The following is a 19,077-nucleotide window of genomic DNA, read 5'->3' as shown; positions in this document are numbered from 1 at the left end:
CTAAATTTAAACTAATAATTTTTCTATCTTAAATCCTTGGTTATCTTGTTTTCCAAGTCCTATAAACATATTTTCTTTATCATAAACTCTATATAAAATATTTTTTTCTATAACCTCATCACTTAATCTTCTATCATATACTTTCACACCATTTATTAATAATTTTGTAAAAGAGTTATTCACAGTTAATTTAGGATAAAATGATAATGCCTCTTCAATACTTATAATATAATCTTTTATATTTTCTGATGTCAAATATTCTATATTCACACTATCTTTTTCAGTAAATATTGAAGTTTCAGTTCTTTTCAACTCTACCATAGTTGCACCAACATTTAATTTTTCTCCAATATCATAACATAAACTTCTTATATATGTACCTTTTGAACAAGTAACTTTAATTGATACATATGGTAAATCATAAGTAACATCAGAAATATCATATATAGTAATACGTCTTGCTTCTCTTTCAACTTCAATTCCCTGTCTTGCAAGATCATAAAGTCTAACTCCATTTTGTTTTAATGCTGAATACATTGGTGGCACTTGATTATACTCTCCTAAAAAAGAAAATATAGCTTTTTTAACATCCTCTTCTTTAATATTAGAAGTGTCTCTTTGTCTTATAACTTCACCTTCTAAATCATAGGTTGTTGTATTTTTTCCTAATTCGAATTTTACTTCATATACTTTTTTAGAATTCATTATATAATCAATAATTTTAGTAGCTTTTCCTAAGCAAACTGGTAATACTCCAGTCGCTTCTGGATCTAATGTACCTGTATGACCAACTTTTTTTTGATTAGATACTTTTTTTATTTTTCTAACAACATCAAAAGAGGTCATCCCTTTATTTTTAAATACATTTAAAATTCCATTCATAATTTCATCTCTTCCTTAAGAGTTTTTAATAAGTTACTCTTTGCACCTTCTAAATCTACATCTTTTTGAAGAGCTCCTGCTGCTTTAGTGTGGCCACCACCACCATAACGTTCAGCTACTTTTCTTACATCAACATCATTTTTAGATCTTAGACTAATTTTAATGCCTTTTTCTGAATCTTTTAATAATAAAGCAACCTCTACTCCTTTAATTCCAAGGCCAATTGAAATTACGTCTGAAGTATCAGAATTAACTAAATCAAATTCTTCTAGTATATTTTTAGGTATTTGCATTACAGCTACTTTATTCCCTAATGCAAGTTCTAAATTAGACAAAACATAACCCATTAATTTTATTTTATTAAAATCTCTATTATCAAAAAGATTGCTATGAATTTTACTATTATCTATTCCTAATTCTATAAGTTCTGAAGCTATAGCATGAGTCCTTTTAGTCACGTTTGAATGCCTAAAAGATCCAGTATCTGTTACTAAAGATGTATAAATAGCTTTAGCTATATCTATTTCCAAAGGAGTTTTCTTATTAAAATCAATTCCTAACTCTTTTATTAACAAATATGATATTTCTGCGGTAGCTGCAGCAGTTGGATCAACATAATTTATAAATCCATATTCTTCATTAGACAAGTGATGATCTATATTAATTATTTTTCCAGAATACTTGTCTAAGTTTGCAGATATTCTTTCTACATTACCGCAATCCATTACAATCACTAAATCTGTATTGCTATCTGGTTCTAAAGTATTTCCATCAATTTCTTCAGATAAAGAAAGGAAAGAGAGGTTATCAGGGATAACATCTCTTGAAATAATATAAGCTTCTTTCCCTATGCTCCTAAGTGCTTTAAGAAGTGATAAAACACTTCCTATTGCATCACCATCAGGAGATGTATGAAAAGATAATCCAATCTTTTTTGATTTTAATATTTCTTCCTTTATATTCTTAATTGACATTATTTTTCTCTTACTTTATGAATTAATTCATCAATATGCATTGCATAATCTATTGAATCATCTAATTCCATTATTATTTCTGGGTTATATCTTAAATTTATTCTTTGGCCTAAAGTTTTTCTTATATATCCACTAGCACTTTTTAATGCACTAAAGTTATTCTTCTTTTCTTCTTCATTTTTAGAAAAAATACTTACATATACCTTAGCATATCTTAAATCTTTAGTAACTTTTACATCTGTTACTGAAATCATTGCTGTAAGTCTTGGATCTTTAATTTCATTTTGAAGAATATTGCTGATTTCTCTCTTAAATTCTTCGTTAATTCTGCCGCCTCTATAGTTTGGCATTTATATCACCTCTTTTATAGCTCTTTTCTCTTGATTGCCTCCATCATGAAACATTCAATGATATCGCCTTCTTTAATGTTATTAAACTTATCTACAGTTAAACCACATTCATATCCAGCATTTACTTCTTTTGCATCATCTTTAAATCTCTTTAATGATGATAAAGTAGATTCAAAAATAACTATACCATCTCTTATAACTCTTGTTTCAGCATTTCTTTGAAGCTTTCCGTTTAATACATAACAACCAGCAATTGTTCCAACATTTGAAATTTTATAAGTTTCTCTTACTTCTGCTGATCCTAAAACTACTTCTTTGTATTCTGGTTCAAGCATTCCTATCATAGCTGATTTAACATCATCAATTGCATCATAGATTATTCTATAAGTTTTTATATCTACGCCTTCTTTGTCAGCTTGAACTACTGCATTATTATCTGGTCTTACATTAAATCCAATAACTATAGCATTTGAAGCTGTTGCTAAAGTTATGTCTGTTTCTGTAATCGCACCAACTCCACCATGTATTACTCTAACCTTAACGTCATCAGTAGAAAGTTTTTCTAATGATTGATTAATAGCTTGAACAGACCCTTGAACATCTGCTTTTACTATTACTGCAAGTTCCTTAACTTTCCCTTCTTTGATTTGGCTATATAAATCTTCTAATGATACTCTGTGATTACTATTTAATGTTTCTGCTTTTTCTTTTTCTTTTCTTGCATCAGCCATTATTCTAGCAGTTTTTTCATCTTTTACTTGATTAAATCTATCTCCTGCTTCTGGAACTTCTGAAAGACCTAATACTTCTACTGGGATTGACGGTCCAGCTGATTTAATCTTTTTACCTCTATCATCAAACATTGCTCTTATTCTACCATATGTAGAACCAACCATAATTGAATCTCCAACATGTAGAGTTCCGTTTTGAACTAATAAACTCGCAACTGAACCTCTTCCTTTATCAAGTTTAGCTTCAATTACAGTTCCTTTTGCTTTTCTATTTGGATTAGCTTTAAGTTCAAGCATTTCAGCAGTAAGAAGAACCATTTCAAGTAACTTATCAATGTTTAAGTTTTGTTTTGCAGATACTTCTTCACATATAGTATCTCCACCCCATTCTTCTACTACTAATCCATGTTCTGTTAATTCTTGTTTAACTCTGTCAGCATTTGCACCTGGTTTATCTATTTTATTTATTGCAACAACTATTGGTACCCCTGCTGCTTTACAGTGATCGATTGCTTCTTTAGTTTGAGGCATAATTCCATCATCAGCTGCAACAACTAATATAACAACATCTGTTACTTGTGCTCCACGAGCTCTCATAGCTGTAAAAGCTTCATGTCCTGGAGTATCTAAAAATGTAATTTGTTCTCCATTTAAGTTTATAGTATATGCACCAATATGTTGAGTTATTCCACCTGCTTCTGAATCTGTAACTCTTGCTTTTCTAATAGCATCAAGTAATGATGTCTTACCATGGTCAACATGACCCATAACAGTTACTATTGGTGGTCTCTTTGAAAGATTTTCTTCTTCATCTTCATCTATTTCTACAACTTCAAGTTCTTCAGTTATTTCTTTTTTAGTTACTAATACTTCATAGCTTTCACATACCTTTTCAGCTGTAGCATAATCTATCTCTTGATTTATTGCTGCCATAACTCCTGAGAAGATTAATGTTTTTATAACATCATTTGAAGGTTTATTAAGCTTTTCAGCTAATTCCTTAACAGTAATAGTTTCTCCGATTTCAATCATAATTTGAGTTTCTTCCATAGTTTCTTTACCTTCACCCTTATCTTCTCTTTTTATTTTTTTCTTTTTCTTTTGTCCCTTATTAAGCTCATCTGATAAAATTTCTTCATACTCATCAACTAAGCTTTTTGCTTCTTCATTAGATGGAGATTTTGTAGCAATTAATTCCTTTATTAATTGAGCTTCTTCATCTTCAATAGCACTCATATGGTTTTTTACTTCGACACCAAATTCATCCATTAGTAATGTTATTAAGTCTTTTGAACTTACATCAAGTTCTTTTGCTAATTCATACACTCTTATTTTTGACATAAAGTCACCCCCGTTATTATTATCTACTCATATATTTCTTCTCCTCCTCATATAGTCCTAGCAATTTTTTTGCCATGTTATTATCTAGAATTCCTAAAATCATAATTTCATCACGACCAACTGGAATACCTAATTGTTCTTTGGAGAAATCCTCAATATATGGTATATTCTTTTCAGTACAATGCTTTTTAAATTTTTCTTTTGAAGACTCTGATAAATCATCAGATATTATAAACAAATAAATCTTTGTTTTATTTCTTAAGTCATCACACTTACTATAACCCTCAAGTAAATTTCCAGATTTCTTTACAATTCCTAAAAAGTTAAAAAACTTATTCATTTTTTATTTCATCCTTTAATCTTTCATAAATTTCTTCACTTATAGGGCTTTCTAAATTTCTGCTCAATCTCTTTGCTTTAAAAGCCTTTTCAAAGCATGTTATATCTTTACAAATATAAGCACCTCTTCCTGACTTTTTGCCAGTTAAATCAACAGAAATTTCCCCTTCTGGGCTTTTAACTATTCTTATTAATTCCTTTTTAGGTTTCATTTCCATGCAACCAGTACACATCCTTAGAGGAATCTTCTTAACCTTCATTAAAAACACCTCTCTATTCTTCTATGCTATTTTCACTTTCTGAATTATTAACTTCAGTAACAATATCATCTTCAGTAACTAACTCTTCATTTAAGTGTTTTTCTTCTTCTGCATCTAAAGCATCTTTTTGTGACTTACTTTTTATATCTATTTTCCAATTTGTAAGTTTTGCTGCTAATCTTACGTTTTGGCCTTCTTTACCTATAGCTAAAGAAAGTTGATTATCTTCTACTACTATTTTAGCTGATTTATTTTCTTCATCAACTTCAGCACTTAATACTTTTGCTGGACTTAAAGCATTAGATATAAATTCTGCTGGATCTTTACTCCATTTTATTATATCAATTTTTTCATTTTTAAGTTCATTAACTATATTTTGTACTCTAATTCCCTTAGGTCCTACACAAGCTCCCATTGCATCTACTTCTTCATTATTAGAGTAAACTGCTATTTTACTTCTTGAACCAGCTTCTCTTGAAATACTTTTTATTTCAACTGTTCCATTAAATATTTCAGGTACTTCTAATTCAAACAATCTTTTTACTAATCCTGGATGTGTTCTTGAAACATGTACTTGAGCACCCTTTGAAGTGTTTTTTACTTCAACTATATATAATTTTAATTTTTCATTAAATTTATATTCTTCATTTGGCATTTGTTCATTAGGACCTATTATACCTTCAATCTTGCCTAAACTAACGAAAACCATACCTTTATCTTTTCTTAATATAGTACCTGTTATTATATCAAATTCTTTTTCTTTGTATTCATCATATACTATATTTCTTTCAGCTTCCTTTATTCTTTGCGTAACTACTTGTTTAGCAAGTTGAGCTGCTACTCTTCCAAAGTTCTTAGGAGTAACTTCTAAATCCACTATATCATCCACTTCATTTTTAGGATTTAAAGCTTTTGCTTCTTCTAGTGAAATTTCAGTTACATCATCATATACCTCATCAACTACTACTTTTTGAGCATATACATGAATTTCTCCTGTTTCTCTATTTATACTTATTTTTACATTTTGTGCAGACGTATTTAAATTTGCATAATTTTTCTTATATGCTGCAACCATAGCGTCTTCAATAGTTGTAAAAAGTAAATCTTCACAAATCCCCTTTTCCTTTACTATTTCTTTAAGAGCGCCTATAAACTCTTGATTCATTTTTATACCCTCCTTGTTATATTTCCCCTTCTAAATTTGCACTTTTTATTTTTTCTACTGGAACTTTAATTTCTTCTTTATCTTGAACTACTATAAAATCTTTATTTATATCTTTTAATATACCTTTTATATTTTTCATTCCATTAAAAGAACCATTAAATCTTACTAACACTTCTCTTCCAATAAACATTTTAAAATGTTCTTCTTTATAAAGGCCTCTATTAAGTCCTGGTGAAGATACTTCTAAATAATATGAGCCTTCAATTGGATCTTCCACATCTAACATTTCACTAACTCTTCTTGAAACAGTTTCACAATCATTTAGTGATATACTTCCTTCTGGTTTATCGATATAGATTCTTAAATAGAATTCTCCATTTTCTTTTACATATTCTACATAATATAAATTATAAGATAATTCTAAAACAATCGGTTTTACTAATGCTTCTATTTTTTCAATTAAGATATCTTTTTTCAATTCTCTAAACCTCCCTTTCAATATTCAATTTTAATTATTTATTTTGTTTTTAATTATAAATTTGTAATCAAAAACGCAACTATTTTAAAGTAGTTGCGTTACAAATAGAAAGAGCGGGTAAACCTTCCCACTCCATTTTTTTAATCTATTGTCATTAAAAACTACTTACATCATATCATAAACAATAGATAAATACAAGAGTTATAAGAAGAAGTGTCTTTATTTTCTAAAATAAAGACAATTGATTTGTTTCTGATAAACCTTCTAAACATCCATGATTAGTCAAACTTTCTATTACTGTTTTAGAAACTCCTGCCCTTATTCTTAAATCCTCTTTTGAAATAAACTCTCCATTAACCCTAGCTTCTACGATATTTTTAGCTGCATTTTCTGCTACTCCTGGTAATGCATTTAATGGTGGACGAAGTGCTCCATCTTCAATTTTAAATTTAACTGCTTCTGATTTATATAAATCAACTCTCAAAAATTTTATTCCTCTTTTATATGCTTCAAAACATAGTTCTAGTACGGTAATAAGTCCTTTATCTTTCACACTTGCATTATTACCAAGCTCATATAATTCTTGAAGTTTAGCATTAATTGCAGCCTCTCCAAGACATATTAGATTTGCATCAAAATCATCTGCCCTTACTGTAAAATATGTTGCATAATAAGCTTCCGGATAATAAACTTTGTAATATGCTATTCTAACAGCCATCATAACATAAGCAACAGCATGACCTTTAGGGAACATATACTTTATTTTTTTACAAGACCCTATATACCATTCTGGAACCTCATGTTCTTTCATTAATTTTTCATCTTCCTCTGAAAGACCCTTACCTTTTCTTACCTTTTCCATTATTGTAAATGCGCTTTTAGGTGGTAAATTTTTATACATTAAATAAACCATGATATCATCTCTTGTTGCTATACAGTCTCTTAATGTAGTGAAACCTTCTTTTATATAATACTGAGCATTATTAAGCCAAACATCAGTCCCATGAGAAAGTCCAGATATTCTGACTAAGTCTGCAAAAGTTTTAGGCTGAGTATCCACAAGCATACCCCTAACAAATTTTGTACCAAACTCAGGAAGTCCATAACTTCCAACCTCGCATCCCAACTCTTCTTTTGTAACTCCTAATGCATCTGGAGATGTAAATAAACTCAATACTTTGTCATCATTTAAAGGTATTGTTTTTGGATCAAGTCCAGTTAAATCTTGCAACATTCTAAGTACAGTAGGATCATCATGTCCTAGTATATCTAATTTTAATAGTCTACCACTTATTGAATGATAATCAAAATGTGTTGTTACAACATCAGTATCATTATCATCTGCCGGATGCTGAATAGGACAAAAATTATAAATCTCATTATCTGAAGGCACAACCATGATTCCTCCTGGATGCTGTCCTGTAGTTCTTTTAATTCCTGTACAACCAATTGTAAGTCTTTCTATTTCTGCTTGTGATGCTCTAATTCCTCTTTCATCTAAATATTTTTTAACATACCCATATGCGGTTTTCTCAGCAACTGTTCCAATTGTACCTGCTTTAAATGTATGACCTTTACCAAATAGAACTTCTGTATATCTATGAACAACCCCTTGATATTCTCCTGAAAAGTTAAGATCTATATCAGGCTCCTTATCCCCTTCAAATCCTAAGAATGTTTCAAAAGGTATATCATGACCATCTTTTTTGTAAGGAATTCTACAATCTGGACAATCTTTATTAGGCAAATCCGCTCCTGAACTTACTGAACCATCTAAAAAGAATTCAGATTTTTTACAATTAGGACATACATAGTGCGGAGGTAAGCCATTAACTTCAGTAATATCCGACATTGTAGCTACAAACGATGATCCAACAGACCCTCTTGATCCAACTAAATATCCATCTTCTGTAGATTTTGCAACAAGTTTTTGCGCTATAAGATAAAGTACGGCATATCCATTATTAATTATAGAATTTAATTCTTTATCTAATCTTTTTTGTACTACTTCAGGAAGATTATCTCCATATATATCATGTACTTTTTTTAACGTCATATTTTTAATGTCTTCTTCTGCACCTTCAATTTTAGGAGGGTATGTTTCATCCGGAATAGGTTTTATTACATCAATGCTATCAGCAATTTTTTTAGGATTATCTATAACAACCTCTTTTGATATATCCTGACCTAAGTAAGAAAATTCTTTTAACATTTCTTCTGTTGTTTTTAAATACAACGGAGGTTGATTATCAGCATCTGAAAAGCCTTGTCCTGCCATAATTATTCTTCTAAAAGCTTCATCATTAGGATTTAAAAAATGTACATCTCCCGTTGCAACTGTAGGTTTATTGCATTCTTTTCCAAGTCTGTATATTTTTCTATTAATCTCTCTTAATTCTTCTTCATCTTTTACCGAACCTTTTTGAATAAGAAAGTTATTATTTGCAATAGGTTGAATTTCTACATAATCATAAAATTCAATAATCTCTTTTAGTTCTTCATCACTTCTTCCATCTAAGACTGCTCTATATAATTCACCAGCTTCACAAGCTGAACCTATAATAAGTCCTTCACGCATTTCAGAAAGCAATGTTTTAGGAGTTCTTGGTCTTCTAAAGAAATTATTTATATGTGCTTCTGATACTAACTTATAAAGATTTTTTAATCCTTGCTGTGTTTTAGCTAAAATAATTATATGATATGTTGGTTGTTTTTTTATATCCACCTTTGATAAAAATAAATCATTTAATGATTTTAAATCATTCATCTCATAATCTTCTTTTATCTTTTCAAATGATTTCAAAAGTATATCTGCTGTTGCTTTAGCATCATCTACTGCTCTATGATGATTTTCAAGAGAAATTCCTAAATGCTTAGCAACTATATTTAGTTTAACCTTTTTTAATTCAGGATATAAAAACCTACATAATGTAACTGTATCCAATATTGGAAGATCAAATCTTATATTTAAATCTCTACAATTTTTTTTAATAAAACCAGTATCAAATGAAGCATTATGTGCAACTATAACACTATTTTCACAAAACTTCATAAACTTTGGAAGTATGCTTGCAATATTTTCTGCATCTTTTACCATATCATTATTTATAGTTGTTAACTCTGTAATTTTATATGGAATATCTCTTTCAGGGTTAACAAAACAACTAAATCTATCTACAATTTCACTATTTTTAATTTTAACTGCACCAATTTCTATTATCTTATCATTAACTGGAGAAAATCCTGTTGTTTCAATATCAAAAACTACAAAAGTATCATCTAATGAATTTCCTTTTTCATTTATTACAAGTGGAACTCCATTGTCAACTAAGTAGCCCTCAACCCCATAAAGTATCTTTATTTTATTTTTCTTTGCTGCAATTTGAGCTTCTGGATAAGCTTGAACTACACCATGATCTGTTATAGCAATAGCCTCATGTCCCCATTTAGCAGCTGTTTCAACAATCTTAGATGCAGAGGTTATTCCATCCATACTGCTCATATTAGTGTGTAAGTGTAATTCAATTCTCTTTTCTGTTGCTCCATCAGTTCTCTCTATTTTTTTCATTCTAGCTATATCTCTACCCATTATTACAACTTCTCTTGCATAGGTATCATATACAGCTTCTCCTCTTACTTTACAATAAAGTCCCTTTTTAACTTCATCTAATACAGCCTCTTTTTCTTGTGCCTTTAAGAAACATTTAACTGTAATTGAACTAGTATAATCAGTAACATAAAATGTTAAAATTGTTTTTCCTGTTTTTGTTTCAATGATATCAGTTTTAAAAACTTCTCCAATTATAGCAACATATCCTGTTGTTTCATCTATATCTTTTATAAGAGTAGGTTCTGTCTTTATTCCTCTTCCAAGAATAGTATTCTCATCCTTAGGTTCTCTTTTATATGAATTATATTCTCGCTTATTTTCATTGTTTTTATAATTTTTCTCATTTGATTGTTGAGAAGTTTTAGGTTTGCTTTGGTTAGTTACTACTCTATTGTTCATAACTTCTTTTATTATTTTAAGATTTTCCTCTTTCTTCTTAACTTCATATTCTTCAGTAGTTAAAAGTGTTGAGTCAAATTTAAAATTAACTTTTGTTGAAACATTAAATATGTCTTTTATATTATTTTGTAATAATATATTTAATTTTTTATTTAAAACATGTTTTATAAGAGTTTCATTTCCAGAATATATATTTATAGATTTATTTTCAATTTTTCTATGTTTTGAATATAAAATAGGACGACATAGAGGAAATTTCTTTGCTAATTCTTCTGCAACATTAACCCATTGCTTTTCATTAATTTCTTCTAATGATAAATTGCTTACATCCTTATAACATAAAAATTCTATATTTACATCAAAACCTAGATTTTTTATAATTATTTTTTTTAATTCTTCTTCTTCTTGATTATTAAGTGATTCTATAGATTTTAATGTAACTTTAAGAACATCGCTTTTCTTATAAAATTGAAATCTTAGTAGCCTTATTTCTTTATTTTCTAATGATTCATTATTAGTTATTTCTTTTGTTAACTTTTGTATAAACTCTCTACTTATAAGAATCACTCTCCTTTCCACAAATAAATAGAGGGATTTTCATCCCTCTAAAAATTCTCATCTTATATTATAATGCTTTAATAAAAAATATAAAACATTATTTTAATATATTATCGTATTAAAGATTATTTATTTCTTCCATAAGAGCATCTATAAGTTCTTCTTCTTTAACTTTCTTTATAACCTGCCCTTTTTTAAATATAATCCCTTCACCTTTTCCTCCTGCTATACCAATGTCAGCTTCTCTAGCTTCTCCTGGACCATTCACAACACATCCCATAACAGCAACTTTAATATCCTTATTACAAGACTCTAATCTCTTTTCAACTTCATTCGCAATATTAATAAGATTAATTTGTGTTCTTCCACATGTAGGACAAGAAACAAAGTTAACTCCACCTTTTTTAAGTCCTAAAGCTTTAAGTATTTCAATTGCAACTTTTATTTCTTCAACTGGATCACTAGTTAGAGATACTCTTATGGTATCACCTATCCCCTCAGCAAGAAGAGTTCCTATACCTATACTTGATTTTATAGTACCCTTATTAACAGTGCCTGATTCTGTAACTCCTAAATGAAGAGGATAATTGCATTTTTCTCCTATTAATCTATAGCAATCTATCATCATTCTAACATCTGATGATTTTATAGAAACAACTATATCATAAAAATCCATATCTTCTAAAATTTTTATATGTCTTAATGCACTTTCAACTAATCCTTCTGGTGTAGGACTTCCATACTTCTCTAATATGTCCTTTTCTAAAGAACCTGAATTAACACCTATTCTTATAGGTATGTTTTTTTCTTTGCAAGCCTGTGCAACTAATCTAACTCTTTCAACACTTCCTATATTTCCAGGGTTAATTCTTAAAGCTGATACTCCATTTTCAATTGATTTAAGAGCTAATTTATAATCAAAATGTATATCTGCAACTACTGGTATTGGTGATTTTTCAGTTATTTCTTTTAATGCCTCTGCTGCTTCCATATCTAAGACAGCACATCTTACGATTTCACAGCCTGCATTATATAATAAATTTATTTGATTTAATGTCTTCTCTACATCTCTTGTATCTGTGTTAGTCATTGATTGAATTGTTATAGGAGCATCTCCTCCAACATAAACTTCTCCAACCTTAACTTTCCTTGAAATTCTTCTTTCCACTTTTTTCATCTCCTAAAACTTAACTGGGAATACAAGATCCTTTATCGTCACTAATATCATAAGCCCTATAAGCAACATAAATCCTACATAATTTAATGCTCCAACTATCTTATCAGGAACTTTTCTTCTTGTTATTAATTCAATTAATAAAATTACAGTCCAACCACCATCTAGTGCTGGGAATGGTAGCATATTAAATACAGCCAAACTAACACTAATAAAACCTACAAAGTATACTAAATTCCAAAGTCCACTTTTTGCTGTTGCTGCAGACATCTTAATTATTGTAACAGGACCACCAACATCAGTTTTAACATTAAGTTTTCCTGTAAATAACATCTTAAATGATTTAAATGTTTGAGAAACTAACGATATTGTTTGATTAAAACTTTGCTTAATACTTCCTCCTAAAGTTGGATTAGTTTCTCTTCCTAAAGAAAACCCAACTTGATATTGTCCTTGTTCATTTTGCACAGGAGTAATTGCAATATTTTTAATTTCTTCTCCACTCTTTATAGTAAAATTTACTGGTTCTCCCTTTGACATTAGTATTCCAGTTAAAACATCATCAGCTGTAAATACTTTTGAATTATTTACTTTTAAGAATTTATCTCCTTCTTGTAAACCTGCTTCATAAGCAGGAGATGCTTCTTTGATAGTTGCTATTTCAGATAAATTATAACCAAATTTTCCGAAAATAGTTGCAAATAATAATATAGCTAATATGTAATTCATAGCTGCTCCAGCAATTATTATACTAATTCTTCTTAAAGGTGATTTTGCAGAAAAACTTCTTTCATCCTCTACATCTTCTTCTTCCCCCATCATCTTTACATATCCGCCTATTGGAAATATCCCTAATGAATACTTAGTTTCCTTTCCTTGCTTTGAAAATATCTTTGGTCCCATTCCTATTGCGAATTCATCAACTTTTACTCCATTTAATTTAGCTAATGCAAAATGTCCAAATTCATGAACTATTATTAGTATACCAAAAGCTAATATTGCCCAAATAATATACATCCTACTCCATCCTCTCCTATATACTAGATACTACATATTCTTTAACTTTTTTATCTAAATCAATTATGTTTTCTAATGTTAAATATTTTTTAACTTCATCTTTAAAAACATCCATACATTTTTCTATGATTTCTGATATCTCTAAAAACTTTATTTTCTTATTTAAAAATAATTCTACAGCAGCTTCATTTGCCCCATTTAATATTGTTGGCATAAGTCCACCTATTTTTCCAGCTTTAAATGCAAGCTTTAATGCTTTAAAAGTTTCTAAATCAGGTTTTTCAAATGTCAACTTAGAAACTTCATAAAAATCTAATGTATTAGCAATAAGATTTTTTCTTTCTGTATAATTAAGTGCATATTGTATTGGTAACCTCATATCGGGTGCACCTAACTGTGCAATTATACTTCCATCAGTATATTCAACCATTGAATGTACTACACTTTGAGGATGAACTACTACTTGTATATCTTCATATGCACATTCAAAAAGCCAATGAGCTTCTATTACTTCAAGACCTTTGTTCATTAAAGTAGCAGAATCAATCGAAATCTTTCTTCCCATATTCCATTTAGGATGTTTTAATGCATCTTCTACTTCTATAGATTTTAACTCATCTAATTTTTTACCTCTAAAAGGTCCTCCAGAAGCAGTTAAGATTATTTTCTTTAAAGTTTTTAAATTATTTCCCCTTAATGATTGGTATATTGCACTATGTTCTGAATCCACTGGTAATATTTTTACACCATATTTTTTAGCTTCATTCATAACAAGTTCTCCAGCAACAACTAAAGTTTCTTTATTAGCTAAAGCTATGTCTTTTTTAGCTCTTATCGCTTTTATAGTAGGTTCCAATCCTATCATACCAACTAAAGATGTCAATACTATGTCAACCTCTTCTAACGAAGCTATTTTATTAATTCCATCCATTCCTGAAAATACTTTTGTGCATTTATTATTATTCTTACAATATTTTTCTATTTCTTCTGCACACTCTATATTCATCATTCCCACATATAAAGGATCAAATTCATTTATTATTTTAATCATCTTCTCAACTGATGAATTAGCTGTAGCACCAATTAGTTTTAATTCTCCTTTAGATTTTTTAATTACATCTAGAGTTTGAGTTCCAATAGAACCTGTAACCCCTAATATAGAAAGTTTCTTCATTAATTTATCCTCCTAAAAGTATATTATGGATATTATAAAAATAATATTTGTGTATTAATTTTACATTTTAAAATACATCTAACTATAAATTATTTCTTTAGCTAAAATACTATACATAGGCCCAACTAATATTCCAAGTATACCAAAAATTTGTACACCAATATATATAGAAATTAGTACTAATAAAGGATGTATATCTAGTTTATCACTTAAAAATTTAGCCTCTAAAATTTCTCTTATCACTTGAACTAATATATATAAGCACATAAGACCAAAGGCATGTATAAAATCTTTCATTATAATATTGTATATTATAATTGGAATAAATACAATTATAGTCCCAACATATGGCAATATATCTAATGCACCACAAAGGGTTCCTAGAATAAATGAATTCGGTATTCTAAGTATCAAAAAACCAACCATAATCTCAAGAGTAGAAATTAATACTAAAATTATTTCTATAGTAAACATTTTACCAAAATTCTCTTTTTGTTTTTTTATTTTTATCATCATTTCTTGAGGAAATAATATTAAAATTATATTTTGAAGTTTTTCCATATCCACCAATATAAAAAAAGCTGATATATTACCTATAAAATATGCTATTATTCCTTCCCCAGTAGTTAAAGCACCTTTTCTTATAGTTTCCTGATTTATAATAGAAATTACACTTTTCCCAAACTCCAACTTTTCAAATTTAAAGTTAATTGCAGAGCATATATCCTGTATAATTCTATTTATAGTTTCCATATTTTTTATATATATCTTTTGAACAATATCAAAAATTCCACTCCCCAAATATAATATCAAGAGAATCATTAAAATATTTATTATAACAATACTTAAAGCCCCTGCTATTTTATCAGGAATATCTAATTTAATAAGCACTTTATATAAAGGACTCGCTATTAAGAATATTATAATCATAGATAAAAATGGCTTAAAATAATATTTAATAACATATGTAATTATAAGCATTATTAAGAGTAATATAACTAACGAAATAATTTTTTTATATTTTTGAAAAATACTATCCACCACCCATAAATTACTTTTTATAATATATGCTTTAAGTTACATTTAAATTATTATTTTATAGTAAAAAAATAGCCAAAATAATTATAGAACTGTCGTTTTTTATTTTTTTAAAGGTTTATAAAAAACAAAAAACTATCCCAAAACATAAAAATGTTTTTGAGATAGTTTTTTATATAACAATAATTATATATTAACTATAAAAGTTAAATAATAAAATAACACTGTAGCTGAAAATAGTATACTATCAAATCTATCAAGTATTCCTCCATGTCCCGGAATAAGATTACTATAATCCTTAATTCCAACATACCTTTTAATTGATGAAGCAACTAAATCACCAAATTGACTAAATACTCCACATAAAGCACCTATAATTAAATAATGGTATAACGGCATAATAAATTGATAATTGTTAACTATAAATCCAAAAATACCACAAAATAAAATAGAACCTAAAAGTCCTCCTATAGACCCTTCTATTGTTTTCTTTGGTGAAACCTTAGGACACAGTTTATTCTTTCCAAAAAATCTTCCTGCATAATACGCACTTGTATCAGTCATCCAAGAACCTATAAATATAAGCCACACTAAAAATTCCCCATTAGGTTTTGTATTAACTAAATATACAAAGCTAAAAAGAATTCCTGCATAAATAAAACCTAATAGTGTTAAAGAGACATCTATAAAAGTATACTTTAAATTTATAACAGGTATTATCAATAATATAAACATAGCAAATATAATAACATACATCATAATATTAAAATCATTATTCAAAAAATAATATGCTATTAGTAATAAATATCCTATTAATGATACTGGTTTAAATTTTGCATTTTTTAAAGCCTCATAAAATTCCCAAAGTCCCATAGCTGATAATAAAATTACAAAAGTTTTAAGATAAATTCCTCCAAGAAAAATAAATATTATAAATGGAGCAATCATAAGCGCGCCTAAGTATCTGTTATTAGATTTCAAAAAACAATCACTCCTTTTTTTACTTTATTCCACCAAATCTTCTATCTCTATTTTGGTAATCTAATATAGCTTTTTGTAAATCATCTTCGTTAAAGTCAGGCCAAGCTATATCAGAATACCAGAATTCTGAATAAGCACATTGCCATAATAAAAAATTACTAAGCCTTTGTTCCCCTGAAGGTCTAATAATCAAATCTGGATCTGGCATTCCTTTAGTATATATGTAATTTGATATTAACTCTTCATTAATATTATCAGTTTTTATTTTTGCTTCTTCCAAATCTTTTATTATAAGTTTTACAGCTCTAACTAATTCATCTCTTCCACCATAATTTAATGCAAGATTTAAATTTATATCAACATTTTTGCTTGTTATTTCCATGGCTCTTTCTAAACTTACTTTGCATTCTGTAGGAAATTTTTCTATATCACCCAGAACATTTATTTTAACTCCATTTTTATTAAGTTCATCTACTTCTTTTTTTAAATACAAAACTAAAAGTTTCATTAATGCATTTACTTCTTCTTTAGGTCTTTTCCAATTCTCAGTAGAAAATGCATATAAAGTTAAATATTTAACTCCTAATCTTTTAGCTTCTTTAACTATTTTTCTTATAGTTTCAACTCCAGCTTTATGTCCAATACTTCTAGGTAAATTTCTTTTTTTAGCCCAACGTCCATTCCCATCCATTATTATAGCTATATGTTTAGGTACGTTATTCATATCTAAAATAAGTTCTTCTTTATAACGCTTTTTTGCCTTAAATATTTCTAACATGTTCATCCCCCTTTTGATCTGTGCTTTTATCTTTTCCTTATATAAGGATTTTAGACATATGAATGAAAATAACGAGTCCAAAATACCATGATTATTTTTCATTAGACAAGAAAGTAAATTGGTCTCATAGCCATCATGTTAGGCAAATCTATTGACTCAGTATAATGAAAAATAAGCTTGGCAGATGGACTTGTTATTTTTTTGATTATGCCTTAAAACACAAATTTAAGATTTAGCCATATTAAAGAAAACAATAGTTTAAAGATACTTCTTATATCTTGTTTCAAACAAGGAAATAAAATCAAGATAATAGTAAGATTATTATCTAAATTTACTAACAAAGCATGAAATAAAATATAAAAGCATAGTAATCTATTATTTTTTTGAATATTACATTATTAATTAAGGAAAAAACCTGCTAAATAGCAGGTTTTTAAGATTTATATTGACAGAATCTCTTTTTCTTTTGCAACTATTATATTATCTATTTCTTTTATAATAGCATCAGTCTTCTTCTGAACATCATCTTCACCTTTTTTGATTTCGTCCTCAGATATTTCACCGTCTTTTTTTAATCCTTTAATTTTTTCATTAGCATCTCTTCTTATCGATCTTACTGCTACTTTAGACTCTTCTCCTGTTTTCTTTACTTTCTTAACAAGATCTTTTCTAGTTTCTTCAGTTAATTCAGGTATAATTAATCTGATTACTGAACCATCATTTGAAGGATTTAAACCTAAATCTGATTTTAGTATAGATTTTTCTATATCTTTTAATAGTGTTTTTTCCCATGGTGTTATCATTAATACTCTAGGTTCTGGAGCAGAAATATTTGCCACTTGTGATAATGGACACATGCTTCCATAATAATCTACCTGAATTCTATCAAGCATACTTGGATTCGCTCTTCCTGCCTTCATAGTGCTTAAATCTGTTTCTAAAACAGATATAGTTTTTTTCATTTTGGTTTCTGCATTTTTAATGATATCCTTGATCATGATTATCCTCCTATTTCTTTTTTACCAAGGTTCCGATGTTTTCACCAGTTATTGCTCTTTTAATATTTCCTGGTTCATCCAATCCAAATACAAGTATTGGAATTTCATTATCCATACATAATGAAGTTGCAGTTGAATCCATTACTTGTAATCCTTGATCTAAAACTTCTATATATGATAGTGTATCATATTTTTTAGCATCTGGATACTTTACTGGATCTTTATCGTATACTCCATCAACTTTTTTTGCTAGAAGGATTACTTCTGCTTCAATTTCAGCTGCTCTTAAAGCTGCAGTAGTATCAGTTGAGAAATAAGGATTTCCAGTTCCCGCTGCGAAAATAACAACTCTTCCCTTTTCTAAATGTCTCATCGCTCTTCTTCTGATAAAAGGTTCAGCAACTTCTTTCATCTCTATAGCAGTTTGGACTCTTGTTTTAACTCCAACTTGTTCTAAAGAATCTTGTAATGCTAATGCATTTATACAAGTTGCCATCATACCCATGTAATCTGCAGTAGTTCTATCCATACCTTCTCCGCTTCTACCTCTCCAGATATTTCCTCCTCCAACTACAGCTCCTACTTCTACACCCATATCAATCAATTCTTTGATTTCTAAAGCTATTCTTTTAGCTACATTAAAATCAAGACCAAATCCACTAACTCCTGCTAGCGCTTCTCCTGAAAGTTTTAAAATTACTCTCTTGTATTTACAATTTGTCATTAAAAAATCCCTCCCGAATATTAGGTGTTATAAAAATGTATGAAATTCAAGTTATTCTCTTTAAAAAAAGAGAACACAGAGTGTCCTCTTTAGTTTTATATATTTT

At 28.6% G+C, this 19,077-nt stretch carries 17 protein-coding genes; all 17 read right to left on the bottom strand.

Features of this window, described 5'->3' with window-relative positions; all coding sequences use genetic code 11:
* Window positions 1–6: 6 nt before the first annotated feature.
* Entirely contained in the window at window positions 7–882 is an 876-nt protein-coding gene (gene truB / locus ACYUET_RS12070; RefSeq protein WP_460279921.1) for a tRNA pseudouridine(55) synthase TruB, read from the bottom strand.
* A complete protein-coding gene (locus tag ACYUET_RS12065; protein WP_460279919.1) occupies window positions 879–1,856 on the bottom strand; it encodes a DHH family phosphoesterase in 978 nt (325 codons plus the stop codon). Before ACYUET_RS12065 ends, truB begins: the two co-directional genes overlap by 4 nt.
* Complete coding sequence (rbfA, locus tag ACYUET_RS12060) at window positions 1,856–2,206, bottom strand: 30S ribosome-binding factor RbfA (protein WP_219778793.1); 351 nt, start codon at window positions 2,204–2,206, stop codon at window positions 1,856–1,858. Before rbfA ends, ACYUET_RS12065 begins: the two co-directional genes overlap by 1 nt.
* A 14-nt stretch (window positions 2,207–2,220) precedes the next feature.
* Window positions 2,221–4,278, bottom strand: a complete 2,058-nt coding sequence (gene infB / locus ACYUET_RS12055; protein WP_460279917.1) for a translation initiation factor IF-2 — start codon at window positions 4,276–4,278, stop codon at window positions 2,221–2,223.
* Window positions 4,279–4,297: 19 nt separating this feature from the next.
* On the bottom strand, window positions 4,298–4,618 hold the full coding sequence (locus ACYUET_RS12050) for a ribosomal L7Ae/L30e/S12e/Gadd45 family protein (RefSeq protein WP_460279915.1): 321 nt from the start codon (window positions 4,616–4,618) through the stop codon (window positions 4,298–4,300).
* Window positions 4,611–4,877, bottom strand: a complete 267-nt coding sequence (gene rnpM, locus ACYUET_RS12045) for an RNase P modulator RnpM (RefSeq protein ID WP_460279913.1) — start codon at window positions 4,875–4,877, stop codon at window positions 4,611–4,613. Before rnpM ends, ACYUET_RS12050 begins: the two co-directional genes overlap by 8 nt.
* 13 nt (window positions 4,878–4,890) lie before the next feature.
* Window positions 4,891–6,042: a transcription termination factor NusA gene (nusA, locus tag ACYUET_RS12040; protein WP_460279911.1), complete on the bottom strand. Its 1,152-nt coding sequence runs from the start codon at window positions 6,040–6,042 to the stop codon at window positions 4,891–4,893.
* Between the two features lie 16 nt (window positions 6,043–6,058).
* A complete protein-coding gene (gene rimP, locus ACYUET_RS12035) occupies window positions 6,059–6,520 on the bottom strand; it encodes a ribosome maturation factor RimP (protein WP_460279909.1) in 462 nt (153 codons plus the stop codon).
* 226 nt (window positions 6,521–6,746) lie between these two features.
* Complete coding sequence (locus ACYUET_RS12030) at window positions 6,747–11,096, bottom strand: PolC-type DNA polymerase III (protein WP_460279907.1); 4,350 nt, start codon at window positions 11,094–11,096, stop codon at window positions 6,747–6,749.
* Between the two features lie 109 nt (window positions 11,097–11,205).
* On the bottom strand, window positions 11,206–12,255 hold the full coding sequence (ispG, locus tag ACYUET_RS12025) for a flavodoxin-dependent (E)-4-hydroxy-3-methylbut-2-enyl-diphosphate synthase (protein ID WP_460279905.1): 1,050 nt from the start codon (window positions 12,253–12,255) through the stop codon (window positions 11,206–11,208).
* A 12-nt stretch (window positions 12,256–12,267) separates the two neighbouring features.
* Window positions 12,268–13,278, bottom strand: coding sequence for a M50 family metallopeptidase (locus ACYUET_RS12020; protein ID WP_460279903.1), 1,011 nt, complete (start codon window positions 13,276–13,278; stop codon window positions 12,268–12,270).
* 16 nt (window positions 13,279–13,294) lie between these two features.
* Window positions 13,295–14,452, bottom strand: coding sequence for a 1-deoxy-D-xylulose-5-phosphate reductoisomerase (gene dxr / locus ACYUET_RS12015; RefSeq protein WP_460279901.1), 1,158 nt, complete (start codon window positions 14,450–14,452; stop codon window positions 13,295–13,297).
* A gap of 78 nt (window positions 14,453–14,530) precedes the next feature.
* Window positions 14,531–15,493, bottom strand: a complete 963-nt coding sequence (locus tag ACYUET_RS12010; RefSeq protein ID WP_460279899.1) for an AI-2E family transporter — start codon at window positions 15,491–15,493, stop codon at window positions 14,531–14,533.
* A 183-nt stretch (window positions 15,494–15,676) separates the two neighbouring features.
* Window positions 15,677–16,471: a phosphatidate cytidylyltransferase gene (locus ACYUET_RS12005; RefSeq protein ID WP_460279897.1), complete on the bottom strand. Its 795-nt coding sequence runs from the start codon at window positions 16,469–16,471 to the stop codon at window positions 15,677–15,679.
* Between the two features lie 19 nt (window positions 16,472–16,490).
* Entirely contained in the window at window positions 16,491–17,249 is a 759-nt protein-coding gene (locus ACYUET_RS12000; protein ID WP_460279896.1) for an isoprenyl transferase, read from the bottom strand.
* Between the two features lie 440 nt (window positions 17,250–17,689).
* The gene (gene frr / locus ACYUET_RS11995; RefSeq protein WP_460279894.1) at window positions 17,690–18,247 is read right to left on the bottom strand and encodes a ribosome recycling factor; all 558 of its coding nucleotides are present in this window, start codon (window positions 18,245–18,247) and stop codon (window positions 17,690–17,692) included.
* A 10-nt stretch (window positions 18,248–18,257) separates the two neighbouring features.
* Entirely contained in the window at window positions 18,258–18,971 is a 714-nt protein-coding gene (gene pyrH, locus ACYUET_RS11990) for a UMP kinase (protein WP_460279892.1), read from the bottom strand.
* Window positions 18,972–19,077: the final 106 nt, after the last annotated feature.

It is taken from the genome of Clostridium sp. CTA-5 (assembly GCF_054768135.1).
This window is presented reverse-complemented; position numbering and strand designations above follow the sequence as displayed.

What these genes read in the sequence shown, in the direction of transcription:
- infB (WP_460279917.1), bottom strand. Translation starts at nt 4,278, where the DNA reads ATGTCAAAAATAAGAGTGTATGAATTAGCAAAAGAACTTGATGTAAGT.
- rnpM (WP_460279913.1), bottom strand. Translation starts at nt 4,877, where the DNA reads ATGAAGGTTAAGAAGATTCCTCTAAGGATGTGTACTGGTTGCATGGAA.
- pyrH (WP_460279892.1), bottom strand. Translation starts at nt 18,971, where the DNA reads ATGACAAATTGTAAATACAAGAGAGTAATTTTAAAACTTTCAGGAGAA.
- dxr (WP_460279901.1), bottom strand. Translation starts at nt 14,452, where the DNA reads ATGAAGAAACTTTCTATATTAGGGGTTACAGGTTCTATTGGAACTCAA.
- truB (WP_460279921.1), bottom strand. Translation starts at nt 882, where the DNA reads ATGAATGGAATTTTAAATGTATTTAAAAATAAAGGGATGACCTCTTTT.
- rbfA (WP_219778793.1), bottom strand. Translation starts at nt 2,206, where the DNA reads ATGCCAAACTATAGAGGCGGCAGAATTAACGAAGAATTTAAGAGAGAA.
- ACYUET_RS12050 (WP_460279915.1), bottom strand. Translation starts at nt 4,618, where the DNA reads ATGAATAAGTTTTTTAACTTTTTAGGAATTGTAAAGAAATCTGGAAAT.
- frr (WP_460279894.1), bottom strand. Translation starts at nt 18,247, where the DNA reads ATGATCAAGGATATCATTAAAAATGCAGAAACCAAAATGAAAAAAACT.
- ACYUET_RS12065 (WP_460279919.1), bottom strand. Translation starts at nt 1,856, where the DNA reads ATGTCAATTAAGAATATAAAGGAAGAAATATTAAAATCAAAAAAGATT.
- nusA (WP_460279911.1), bottom strand. Translation starts at nt 6,042, where the DNA reads ATGAATCAAGAGTTTATAGGCGCTCTTAAAGAAATAGTAAAGGAAAAG.
- ACYUET_RS12020 (WP_460279903.1), bottom strand. Translation starts at nt 13,278, where the DNA reads ATGTATATTATTTGGGCAATATTAGCTTTTGGTATACTAATAATAGTT.
- ACYUET_RS12000 (WP_460279896.1), bottom strand. Translation starts at nt 17,249, where the DNA reads ATGTTAGAAATATTTAAGGCAAAAAAGCGTTATAAAGAAGAACTTATT.